Origin of the sequence: Bacteroides sp. 1_1_14 (assembly GCF_000162515.1) — a bacterium.
Classification (GTDB): domain Bacteria; phylum Bacteroidota; class Bacteroidia; order Bacteroidales; family Bacteroidaceae; genus Bacteroides; species Bacteroides thetaiotaomicron.
In genome coordinates this window covers 65504-77824 of sequence record NZ_GG774702.1, presented here as the reverse complement: position 1 = coordinate 77824, position 12321 = coordinate 65504, and the positions used below count along the sequence as shown (strand labels likewise).

At 44.5% G+C, this 12321-nt stretch carries 9 protein-coding genes and 2 pseudogenes; 2 read left to right on the top strand and 9 right to left on the bottom strand.

The window, feature by feature from the left end:
• Positions 1-130 precede the first annotated feature (130 nt).
• Entirely contained in the window at positions 131-445 is a 315-nt protein-coding gene (locus HMPREF9007_RS27365; RefSeq protein ID WP_004301209.1) for a hypothetical protein, read from the top strand.
• A 61-nt stretch (positions 446-506) separates the two neighbouring features.
• Here the strand turns inward: HMPREF9007_RS27365 and HMPREF9007_RS24165 are convergent, their stop codons facing one another.
• The 4 genes from HMPREF9007_RS24165 to HMPREF9007_RS24180 are packed head-to-tail and all read right to left on the bottom strand — an operon-like array spanning position 507 to position 1607.
• On the bottom strand, positions 507-764 hold the full coding sequence (locus tag HMPREF9007_RS24165; protein WP_004301208.1) for a hypothetical protein: 258 nt from the start codon (positions 762-764) through the stop codon (positions 507-509).
• Positions 765-780: 16 nt separating this feature from the next.
• Positions 781-1107 (bottom strand): hypothetical protein, encoded by a 327-nt coding sequence (locus HMPREF9007_RS24170; protein WP_004301207.1) that lies wholly within the window; start codon positions 1105-1107, stop codon positions 781-783.
• Positions 1108-1118: 11 nt separating this feature from the next.
• Positions 1119-1295, bottom strand: a complete 177-nt coding sequence (locus HMPREF9007_RS24175; protein ID WP_004301206.1) for a hypothetical protein — start codon at positions 1293-1295, stop codon at positions 1119-1121.
• Positions 1296-1313: 18 nt separating this feature from the next.
• Complete coding sequence (locus HMPREF9007_RS24180) at positions 1314-1607, bottom strand: hypothetical protein (protein WP_004301205.1); 294 nt, start codon at positions 1605-1607, stop codon at positions 1314-1316.
• 71 nt (positions 1608-1678) lie between these two features.
• Here HMPREF9007_RS24180 and HMPREF9007_RS27360 point away from each other — a divergent pair, with 71 nt between their 5' ends.
• Positions 1679-1807 (top strand): hypothetical protein, encoded by a 129-nt coding sequence (locus tag HMPREF9007_RS27360; protein ID WP_004301204.1) that lies wholly within the window; start codon positions 1679-1681, stop codon positions 1805-1807.
• A gap of 789 nt (positions 1808-2596) precedes the next feature.
• Here HMPREF9007_RS27360 and HMPREF9007_RS24185 read toward each other — a convergent pair.
• From HMPREF9007_RS24185 to HMPREF9007_RS25610, 5 genes and pseudogenes are all read right to left on the bottom strand, one after another.
• Positions 2597-3505: an RES family NAD+ phosphorylase gene (locus HMPREF9007_RS24185; protein WP_005680578.1), complete on the bottom strand. Its 909-nt coding sequence runs from the start codon at positions 3503-3505 to the stop codon at positions 2597-2599.
• A 47-nt stretch (positions 3506-3552) separates the two neighbouring features.
• A complete protein-coding gene (locus HMPREF9007_RS24190; RefSeq protein ID WP_008759623.1) occupies positions 3553-4875 on the bottom strand; it encodes a sigma-54 dependent transcriptional regulator in 1323 nt (440 codons plus the stop codon).
• Positions 4868-7186 (bottom strand): annotated as a pseudogene (locus HMPREF9007_RS24195) (ATP-binding protein). The gene HMPREF9007_RS24190 and the pseudogene HMPREF9007_RS24195 overlap by 8 nt, the downstream one beginning before the upstream one ends.
• Positions 7186-9111, bottom strand: a complete 1926-nt coding sequence (tet(Q), locus tag HMPREF9007_RS24200; RefSeq protein WP_005802293.1) for a tetracycline resistance ribosomal protection protein Tet(Q) — start codon at positions 9109-9111, stop codon at positions 7186-7188. The pseudogene HMPREF9007_RS24195 and the gene tet(Q) overlap by 1 nt, the downstream one beginning before the upstream one ends.
• 657 nt (positions 9112-9768) lie before the next feature.
• A pseudogene (locus tag HMPREF9007_RS25610) lies at positions 9769-12321 on the bottom strand (helicase-related protein); the annotation flags it as partial.

Below are 12321 nucleotides of genomic sequence, written 5' to 3'. Positions count from 1 at the left end.
AAAGTCGTTCCCGTCTGCATACTATCTTTGCATCGGAAAATGATGATGACTTCGGCGGAAAACTATTCTGAAAATGAGCGGAAAGCCGTAGTTGCAGGGGAAGTGAAAGAGCAATCCGTCCACCGGCACAATGGTGCGCGTTTCGGCTGTAAGTCCGCAGAATCGGCAGGGATTTTCGTGTAATTCGGTCGGACTGAATAGAGGTGGCTACAAACAGAACACTGAACTGACAACAGGTGGCGATACCGCAGAAGGGAATATCAACGAAGTGGCGACAAAAGGCGGAACGGGGTATCGGGGTGCTGCCATGTTCCCGTCCGGCAGAAAGAATAGGGGACAAAAGGGAAAAAGGAAAGAACCCTGCTTTTCGGAAAAGCGGACGGCAGCTTTTCACGAATGGCTGGTTTTTACAAAAGGATATGGCGCAGCCAAAAGAGAGAGATAGATGTAAAAAAGGGAATGCGGCGTGGCAGGAATGGAAGATTATCCCGTTCCTGCCTGTATCATCAAAATTCTGCCATGATTACCCGATGCTCGAAAATCTTTTTTTGATTACTGGGACGTCTTTGGCAGACCCATAGGTGATGCTTGCCATAGCCGAAGACGAAATAATCATCAAGACGTGTTTTTTCTTGTAGGCGTTCCATGCCGGTACGCAGTTCCGTTTCATCGGTTGAGAAAAGAATCGTGTTGATGATACGGAAGTAGAGTTCTGTTACCTCGTCACAATAAGGACAAAAGCTATGCTCAATCGTTGCTTTCATGTTTCTTTGATTTTAATTATACTTCTACTACGTCTTCTATTCGACCATACAAGACAGAGCGCAACGCAGTCTTGTCAATGGCGCAATACTCGGTGATATGTCCGTGCTGTTTCACGAAATATCGTTTGAGAACATCGGAGAAATCAAAGAAGTAGCCCATCAATGCGATACCTCTTTTGAAATGGATGCACTCTTTCACGTTTCGGGTAATCCAGTTCTTGTCTTCACGGCTCAACTTGTCTCCGTTATCAAGTTGTTCCCGTAACTGGTAAACCCTGCAGCCTTTCAGCTTTTCTAATTCGGGTACGTCCCATTGGACGAATTTCATTGCTACCTGTTGCATCGCTCTTGGATTTAATCGTAAATAATCACTTCATCACGGTACTCGACCACCTCTTTGCCACTGCTAAGACGTACCACTATTTTATTGCCGAAGTCGCCGACAACTGTTCCCTCGGAGTAGCCTTTATAGGGGGTAAGCAGGGTGCAGTGCGCACCTATAATTTCGCTATCTTTTTCGTATTCGTACATAGTCTTGTCATTTTAGGGTTACAACTTGATATCCCATTTACCCTGTGAGAAGATTCTGAAGCTCACGTATTCGTCTGCAAATTCGTAGGACAGAATTTTGATATAAGTTTTGTCTTTGGCTTCCAACGAAGCTATCAGCCTGTCGATTTCTTCTTCCGGATAAACCCAACGAGAGGTAAACTCCGCATCCACGCTATCGCTGTGTCTATTGACAAAGCCGTCAAAAGTGTCATCCAAGAATGCCTCTATCTTGTCGAGGTCTGCTTTGTTTTCCGTCCTTGCGTAGAAAATGTTTGTTGCATAGTTTGCCATAATCCTAAGTTTTAAGTTTTTTATTTTCCCTCTTTTAGCATTTCAGCTACTTTCGGGCTTGATTGAAAATTATGTCGCCTCAAAAGGTGTTATGGCTCTTTATGCAGGGTTTCACGACCAAATACGACCTCTGCAAAGCGGAGCGTGGAGATTTTGTCGGGAACCGTCAGGCTGTGACCTTGAATACAAGAAAGACATGACAAGTACCTTTGCGACACAATTCTCATCAGGCAGACCGAAAGTTGGGATGCGAGGATAAAATGCCTATGGCAGAAGTTACGATAAAAGGAACTTCCGTAAAATTGGGATGCAGCGAAAAAAGAAAATATCGGTGCGATTATCTTCTCTTTTGACTGTGAATATAAAAGTAAGGGGGAGAACTTCGGTAAAGGTTTAGTTTAGTCTATTAGCTTATATATATGCTAAACTAAAGTAAACTAAATATAGGCAGATATATTGGACTGCCTGTATAGGTGTTTTGAGGGAAATGGTTACCTTTGCAAAAAACAATGTTCCTTGAAAGAAACAGAGATTTGTCCTTTTTTCTTTTGGCTGTGGTTATTCATCCATAGATGACTGCAACAATCACTCTTGGCGAGAGGATGAAAATCGTGTGAAATGACTTGGAAAAATACTCAAAGTACGAACAAGTGAAGAGAAAGAAAGGTAGTGCAAATAAAAAAACAAGAAAATATGATAATTCGTGTTTCTGTTCCTAATTTGTTCCTTGATAAAAACACATCACAATATAAATTGTTAATTTATAAGATATTAAGATGTGAAATTTTGAGATATAACTAAATTTACCAGATTTTCGCTTGAAACGCCTTGCGGTCTTATCCTATATGTTGGCGGCGAATAGCTCCTGCAAATCGCCGTTTTTCTCAAATGTTATGCAAAGATAGCCCAATTCAGTTAATTACGAGCTGTGATTGCTTGAATTTATATATTTTTCTTACTTAATTAAGAATGCTTTTTCACGCTAAAGGTTATTTTGACCTGATATTACTTTTTATTGAGATTAGCTTTTCATAATCGAGATATAAAGGCTCATTATCTTTAATATACGCTAAATCACCCTGATTGTCAGCACAACCAAAAGCCGCTCTTGCCGTTAGTTTGATATCTTCTATTCTAAAATCTTGAGAAGATATGGCTTCGCATTTCTCATGATTAAATATAGTCAAATTTACGCCTCCAAAATGTAACGAACTATTATACCTTATACCATCATATCCAAGATTTTTAAGATATTCCGCTATTATCTGGGATGGAATATAATCGTCAGAATTGTTAGTCGGTTTAGAAAATGCACTCTGTATCATTCTCATAACATACATTTCTACTGTTGCATTTTTATTTTCTGACAAGTCAAGTCCAACAGCAATATTAGCAATATTGAGAGGGCTATTAACTCTTATTTGTGCAATATTCACTGCATCGAATATAAATGGTCGCACCTCAAATAATGTTGTGATAGGACTTTCTGAAACATAAAGATACTTGATATATTTAGGGTTCGCACGTCCATCTGAAACTTTCACATTTTTAGGTGGGACAAAAGAGGCTTCTTTTGTGAGCCCTTTGAATGAATTCGATTTATTATGATAGCTTATATCTAACCGTTCTCCATCTGGTGCACTAAAACATTTATATACCATATGGTCATTTATACAACTATCATCAATAATTCTTGACCTAAAGAATATTTGACCAGAATGAACCTCAACAATATTCTCAGATACATATTTTGATAGTATATCCAAAAGTTGATGTTTTACAAAAAAACGATCTTTGTAAAGTACAACATCCTTGAACGCATACCAAATTCTGCGAGCTTCATAGCTCGCATCACTTTCATCAAAATATTTGTTGGGGTTTTCTCTATCTACTCTCATATTCTCAATTAATATTGCAAATATATGGAATTTCAGTGAATTACGGGCTATGATTGCTTGAATTTATATTTAAGTCCATACTCTTCAAGTTTGCTGTATAGTGTTGTCCTGCCTATGCCGAGCAGTTCTGCGGCGACACTCCGGTTGCCGTTTGCCTGTTTCAACGCACGCAATATCCGCTCCTTATCCTCCGCGTCATTGCGCAAGGCGAAGCTGACAGTAGAGGTCGGTTTCGTCACGGCAAGTTCCAGATGCTCTTTCATGACAACACCTTCCTGCGCCTGCAATACAGCACCCATAACTTTCTGCCGAAGTTCCCGCACGTTGCCCGGCCATGCGTGTATCAGCAACGCTTTACGTGCTTCGGAACTGAACCCGCTCACGCTACACTCCAGCTCTCTGTTTGCCATATCACAGAAGAACTCTGCCAGCGGCATGATGTCTTCCTGACAGTCACGCAACGGAGGAACGGTTATCCCGAAGTCGTGCAGGCGGTAAAGCAGATCCTGCCGAAAACGCTTTTCATTCACCGCTACCTCCAAATCTTCATTGGTAGCAGCGATGATGCGGACATTGAAATTCCGGTCTGCCTTGTCTCCGACCGGGCGATACCGCCTCTCCTGTATGGCACGGAGCAACATCTGTTGGGTTTCCAACGCGAGGTTTCCTACCTCGTCCAGAAATAACGTGCCGCTTTCCGCCTCATGGAAATATCCTTTCTTGGCATTGTCCGCACCTGTAAATGCACCTTTGACGTGTCCGAAGAAAGCCGACGGTGCAAGCTCTTTGGAGAGTGAACCGCAGTCCACCGCCACAAATGGCTTGCCTGCACGTTTGCTCTTGTCATGCAACAGGTGGGCAATATGCTCCTTGCCCGTGCCGTTCTCACCAAATATCATCACGCTCATGTCGGTGGCGGCTACCAGTCTTATGCGGTGCATGATTTTCTGAAAGGCGGAACCTTCACGGGCGAATACAGGCATACGGCGTTGTCCTGCCTGACGTTCTTTCAGTATGGAACGGATCAGGGGGACAAGTTTATCCTCCACAAGCTGTTTGGGAATATAGTCTATCGAGCCGAGTTTCATGCTTTCCACGGCGGTATTAACTTCGGCGTAGTCGGTCATAATGATGAAGGGCTGCATCTTTCCCTCCTTTCGCATCCAGCGCAAAAGGTCTATGCCACTGCCGTCAGGCAGGCGCAGGTCGGCAACCACGATGTCATTATCTGTCGCCTGTTGTAGATGTTTCTTCGCGGTTGAGAGGTGGTAAGCCTTCACGGTGCGGTAGCCCTCCCGCGCCAGCATGTTGCAGACAAACTCGCAGTACACGATATTGTCTTCTACCACAATTATTGTTGTCTTATCCATCTTCGTATTTTCTCCTTTCCTCTTCTGCCAACCGGATTATTTCCGCTCCCTTATCCAGCACAGCAGTCACAGCATGGCTTAACGCTTCACCATCCGGGAGTACATCGCCATGAAGCAATCTGTAAAGTACATTCAGCGGTTGGTCGGCACGTAGCACCTCCCACGAGCTGCGCAGGTGGTGTGTCAGGGAATCCAGCTTTTGCAGGTCTTTTTCTGTTGCCGCTTCCCGTATTGTCTGCATCTCTTTTTCAGTTTCCGTCATCAACTTTTCCAGCATAACGGCTTCATTGCCGTAGGACAACAAGGCTGAAAAATCCGGTTTCCCGTCCGGTGTTTCTTTTATGGCACACCTGTCGGAAACCTCCATCAGTTCCGATATGGAGAACGGCTTGAACAGGCATCCGGCAAAGCCTTTTGCCAATAGTTCCCCTTTGTTACAACTGCCCGAAGCGGTTGCCACAACCACCGGGATTGTTGGTGAATTGCCCACGTTGGACGAACGCAACAGTTCCAGCAATTCGAAACCGTTTATACCGGGCATATTCAAGTCTGTCAGCAACAGGCTGTATTCTTTCTGGCGTATCATTTCCATCAGTGCCGCAGCATCGGTGCAAGTGTCGCAGTGTATTCCTTCTTGGGAATACATCTCTTTCAGCATCAGAAGTAATACCTCATCATTGTCAATGGCGACAACATCATGGAATTTATTGTTATGATAAACAGGTGTATTGCTTGTATATCCAAGCTGTTCTTCAGCTTCCTGCATAGAAATTTCAACTGTGAAACGACTGCCTTTCCCTTTCTTGCTGTCCAAACGGATTGTTCCGCCAAGCATCGACACAATATTACGCATTATGGCAAGCCCAAGCCCGAAACCCTCCTTTGCGGCGGCATTTGATAGACGTTCAAACGCACCGAACGCTTGTTTCTGTTCCTCTTCTGTCATGCCTGTACCTGTATCTTCAACGACCAGTGTCAGAACTCCATTATCATATTCAGTAATCAAAGAAACACCGCCTTCTTCTGTGAACTTGACAGCGTTTGACAGCAGGTTATTCCCGATTTGTATTATTCGCTCTTTGTCGGTCAATACAATGGCATCGTGTCCAGTCTTCACGGACAAGGACAGCCCTTTGTTCACGGCAACAGGCATGAACTCCGTTTCAAGTGTGTGCGTGATTGCAGAAATCCGGCAGGGTGACAGACGGGGCTGTTCCTTGCCGTTGTCCAGGCGGAAGAAGTCAAGCAAAGTGTTGAGCATATCCCGCATACGGTCGGAGGATTGCAGTATGTTTTGGATATACTGCCCGGACTTATCCTCACACTGTTCTTTCCGTATCAGTCCGGCATAGCCTGTTATTGCTGTCAGCGGTGTGCGCAGTTCATGGGTGATAGTATGCACCGCCTTCTTCCTTGACGTTATCAGTGCCTCGTTCCGTTGTACGGATTGTTCCAGTTGCCTTATCAAATCAGTTGTCTTGTGCTTGTATTGTTTAATGCTTTTGGCATCACGATGTATAATGATGTAGGAAATTAACAACAATAGAAGAACGAATCCCATTAAACCGCCTACTTGCATAAATGACTTTTCACGCATGGCAACTATTTCGTCTTCCCGGCTTTGCAGGTCGGTTTGTACCTTTTCTTCTATTTGGCAAATCAATTCTTGCAGTTGTCTGTTAAGTTCAACATTACGAGCTGCAAGGCTGTCGGCTTGTTCCGACAATTGGCGACCCTGCACTTTCTGTTCACTGATTACGTTTCTATTGACCGAATGAAGGATAGTAGTTGATACTGCTGGAGTTACTTCCTTTTTTTTGCCGAATATGCCTAAGAAACCTTTTCGTTTTGGCTTTTTGGACTGTTCCTGCACACTTTTCTGCACAATAACCGGAATTTGATTGGCTATCTTCTTGTTAATAGATTGTTGTTCATCCATTAACCGGACTATCTGGAACATCTGTCGTTCCTTATCCTCTAAAAGACTGCGCACACTATCGATGCGCTCTGCTGGATAGGTGACCTTGAAACGGCAGAGCATACTGTCCATTGCCATACGCCGTGCATGGTAATGCTCGATATCTTTATCGTTCCATTCCAGTATCGTTTCACCCAATAGAGAAAATTTTATCATTTGAATATTGATATTGTTTATTTCTTTTCAGAACTCGTCTATTTTTTTATTGCCAAGTTCTAATGCTTCTATCTCCTGCCATTCATAGAGGCTATTATATGCCATACATCCGATAAGAATGGAGATAAGTATATATCCCAACCGTATTGCCTTATAGAAATTTCCTGACCGCTCCATTATTTTGATGACATTGATTTTTGAAACATGAATAAAAGTTTATCTTTTTCGTTCATGCGGATATTATCAGAATAACCGCCTTTTGTTATTTGATACCCACATGGCTTAACCATAAAAATGCCTAAGCCCTTAGTGTATGAACTTACTTCTGAGGCATAGTCTTTACTTGTATTTAATGGAACTTTCCCTTTAATATGACACCACTCATTATTACAACTGATGTCTTCAATCTCAGACATCATTTTTTGCAAATCTGTAATAGCTTTGGAACTTGCCACTTGGGGTATCTGCAACTCAAAACAGAGCATCGGTTCGAGAATGTCCACACCTGACTGTTGCAAAGCCAGCCTGAAGACATAAGGGGTCAGCTGTCTGAAATCAGCAGGTGTACTTACCGGGCTATAATACTCGGCTTGAGTAAAAGTTACTTTCAAATCTGTCACTTCCCATCCATGTAATCCCGATTGGCAAGACATACGAATTCCTTCAAAAACGGCATTTTGAAAAGAATGGTTCAGATAGCCATAGGAGATGTCACTTTCGATCTGCAACCCTGTCCCTAACGGCAAGGGTTCAAGAGTCAGCCCTATTGTGGCCCAATAAGGGTTGGGTGGCACTTCGATCTGAATAATCTTATTGACCTTTTTTACAGGTCGTTCTTTGTAGATAGTCTTGATCTCATCAAAATGGACCTTTACGGAAAATCGTTCTTCCAGCAATGTCTGTATGATTTCCTTTTGGGTTAAACCATATAACGAGATTTCCAATTCATCACTATATGAGTTTATGGAAAAGGACAAAGACGGGTCTTCAATCCACAATGTATTCAGAGCGGATATCACCTTGCTTCTCTCTTCGGGCTTGTCTGGTCGGACGGAGGATTTGAGAGCGGGATGCTGATGAGATAATCCTTGAATCAAACAAGGTTTAGCGCCTAAATAATCTCCGATTCGAAAATCTTCCATATCTTCTACAATTGCGATATCATTGGCACCCACTTCATCAACATTTATCTCTCTGCCCTGATAAATAGTTTTTAGATTTTTAATCTTGATGAATTTTTCCGAATCGTTGATTCTTACAACGTCTCGAAGCCTCAGACTTCCGTCAATTATTTTTAGAAAACTTCTTTTATGTCCTTTGGGGTCATGCTCTATCTTATAGAGATAAGCTGAAAGTCTGTTTGAGACTGATGCCGGAGGAAGTATAAAAGAAGAGATGGCGTCCAACAACTCATTGATACCGATATTGAACATTGCTGATCCATGTAGCACCGGATAGACTTTGGCTTTTTCCACAAGAGCGATTATCGTATTCCAATAATCAGCCGGTGAAATTTCGCTATCCGCCAAATACCGTTCTAATATATTGTCGTCATGGTTGCATACAAATTCTTTGTATTCTTCCTTTATATATGTTTGGGAGCAAATCGGATAAACCAATCCATCGACAACAGTTTGCATAAACAGGACATCTTGCGACAGATTTGTTTTTATATCCAGATACAAACGCTCTAAATTCACACCGGCACGGTCAATTTTATTGATAAATATAATTGTCGGGATTTGCAGCTTCTGTAAAGTATTGAACAGCAACTTTGTCTGCGCTTGTATGCCTTCCTTTGCGGATAAGATGAGGACTGCTCCATCAAGCATTTTGAATGTCCGCTCCACTTCCGCAATAAAATCCATGTGTCCCGGAGTGTCAATGATATTGCATTTCACACCATTCCAGATAATAGATGTCGTAGAAGCCCGAACAGTAATTCCTCTACGTTTCTCTATATCCATAGAGTCCGTTATGGTGTCACCATTATCCACACAGCCGCACTTTTCCGTTGCTCCACTGGCAAACAGCAGATTCTCGGTTACGGAAGTTTTTCCTGCATCAATGTGAGCAAGAATTCCTAAATTTATAATATTCATTTGGATTAAGCAATAATATACTACAATAGATGCATTGTCGAAACGCACCTTTTAATACCTCCTCGTAGCATGTGAGAACTACAGGATTACTAACTCGTATTAATATGTATATTATTACTGCCGCATAACGATTACAAAATTACACAAAAAAATATATCTAACAAAAGTGGGAGGATTTTTTAACTTTTTACCATAGACATTTTATTAGGGAAGCGTAGGTTCAACTGGTAAGTACAAATAAGTAGAAACGTTTGAACAACACCGTTTTAGGAAGTTGAAGAATCAAGTTTCTCTCTCGGTATAGCGTTTATTTTGGCCAATATCTTCTTTAGTTTGGCATTTGAGTATTTCCCATTCGTGTTCTATTTAGCTCCTTATTATGAGTATGTAGCAAGTTACTTATCAAATTCAGCCTCTTTGAGGGTCAAATATGGTTTTGCAAATGGTGACTGATAAGACATAAACAAGGTCAGCAGGAATTTTTTACATAAATGGACATGAATGTATATAACCTAAAATAAGAATAAATTTTAATAAGGGCTGCCCAAAAAGAAAAAAATGCAGTTGCCATCCTACAGATACTTGCAGAAAGGATAAAATTTACTTTTAGACCTTTTGGGATAGCCCTTATTAATACTTCAGATAAAATTCCTAAGGTTATATTTTCAATCCTTTGGACCGGGTTTCCTCCTTGGCATACAGCCCCGGATGCCCAGTTATGGTGTGATTGGCGATAATACTTTCCGATGGATTGCGTATTTGCGGCGGTGCATTTTCGGAATATTGCGCCTGCCTGTTCCGTACATCTTCCGCTTCCGGCTTGACCTGTTGCCCTTCGTTCTCCTTTTCGGCGACTTCGGGCGTGGGCGGCGCAAGTTCCAGCTGTATTTTTCGGTCAAGTGCGGCAAGTTCAGACTTCAACTGTTTCAGTTCTTCCTCCTTCTTCCACACCTTGCCCGCTATCTCCTGCAACTGCGGTATCTCACGTTCCAGCACTTCATTCTTAGTCTTGTACTGGTCGATGATGGAGGGGATGCGCTCCAAAGCGTTGAGGAAATTGCGGGCGGCGGCCAACGGGTCAGCCATTGCCAGATGTCCGTTGTTATAGGTGTACTTGTAGTTCCCCTCGACCACGAAACGGTTGTCGGTGAACTCCAATCCCTCTTTGAGTATCCTTTCGCTCACCACCTTTATCGGAAAACCGTAAAGTTCTCCGACCTGCGTGTAAAGCCCGCCTGTAGTGGCGTTTTTCGCTATCTCCTGCAAACGCTTTCCGATGACCTTCTCATCGGCGGAATCCACACCGTCCACCTTTATCATATTAAGGCGGTTGCCCTCCTTGTCGGTCTGCACCACCGAAAGGAAGCGGTTCCAGTCCTCCGTCATGGCATCTATGAAAGCCGTGTTGTTGCGCAGTTCGCCGGTCTTTGACTCCTGCTTGAACTCCGAATCACGCCTGCCCTTGTTAAACGACTTGCGTTCCCCTTCGAGCGAGGCGATGCGCTTTTCAAGTTTCGCCTTGTCCAGCAGGTCGGTGTTGCCGGATAGCAACGCCATATATTCCGAAAAGTTCATGCCCGATTTCTCGTCCATTGCCCCCTCGTCGATGGTACGCGCCCCCATAGCACCGCTTTTGAGCTGGCTGATGAAAGTCTGCTTGCAGTGCAGGAGGTTGAACTTGTAGCTGTCCAGTGACTTCTCCACCGCGTAGATGATTACGTCCACGTTGTTCCCGGCGAAATGCTTGGCAATTTCGTTTCCGGCTCTAACTCCGCGTCCGTCACGCTGTTGCAGGTCGGACGGTCGCCACGGCGTATCGAGATGATGAATTGCCACACACCTTTTCTGTGCGTTCACACCCGTTCCGAGCATGGAGGTGGAGCCGAACAGAACACGCACTGTTCCGGCATTCATGGCGTCTATCACCGCCTTCCGAGCCTTGTCGGTCTTGCACTCCTGAATGAAGCGCACCTCGCTTGGCGGTATGCCGTAATCCTCCGTCAGCTTGCGCTTGATTTCCGAATAGACGTTCCACCCGTCGCCCGGCTGATATGTCCCCAAGTCCGAGAAAACGAACTGCGTGCCTTTCTGCGCGTCGTATTTTTGGTAATACTCCGCGATCATCTTGGCACAGTGACTCGCCTTGTTGTCGGGGTGGTCTTCATAATTCGGGTCTATCATACGCATGTCGAGTGCCATCTTGCGGGCATAGTCCGTGGCGATAAGCATCTTCGCCTTTTCCTCCGTTTCCGAAAGCGGCAGTCTGCCCAACAGGGTGGCATCGCCAGTCTTTGCGAACTGCATCAGTTTCTGTATGAAGTCCTCCTGTTCCGGCGTGGGCGGTATGTGGTGCAGTATCTCATTCTTGTTGGGACGATCTACGCCCACGTCCTCCGCCGTGCGGTAGTCCGTGATTTCATTATAGAAGGCGGCAAGTTCCGGCACCTTGATGAAGTAGCGGAAACGCTCCTTTTGAACCACGTTGTTCGTCACGTTAAATTCAAAATCCGTCGTCTTCTTGGCGAATATCGCCGCCCAAGCGTCGAAACATCGGATGTCCTGCCGTTCCAGCTCCTTCGGACGCAAATACTTGAACAGCAGATACAACTCCGTCAGCGAGTTGCTGATGGTAGTACCCGAAAGGAAGGTCGCTCCCAAGTCTCTGCCCGTGCGCTCCTGTATGGTGCGTATGGCAAAGAGCATGTTCAGTGCCTTCTGGCTTCCCTCGCTGTTGCCCAGTCCCGCCACACGGTCATGGCGCGTGTTGAACGTCAGATTTTTGAACTGGTGGCTCTCATCTATGAAGATGTGGTCGATGCCCATCTGCTTGAAATCCACCACGTCGTCCGTGCGTGACTTTATGGCATGTTCCACCTTCTCCAGCTTCGCTTCAAGGTTGTGTTTGCGCTTCTCCAGACCTTTCAGCATAGCCCGCGACACGTTCTTTCCCTGCTGCCGCAGCACTTCGAGGTTTTCCTCCACCGTGTCAAGCTCCGCTTGCAGGATGCGCTGCTGCAACTCCGGCGACTGCGGTATCTTGCCGAACTGGTCGTGCGACATGATGACACAATCGTAGTCGTTGTTCTTTATATTATTGAAGAAGCGCACACGGTTGGCAGTCGAAAAGTCCTTCTCCGAAGCGTACAGAATACGCGCGTTGGGATACGCCGCCCTGATAGGTGGCGGCAATCTCCGCAACGTTGGCTTTCA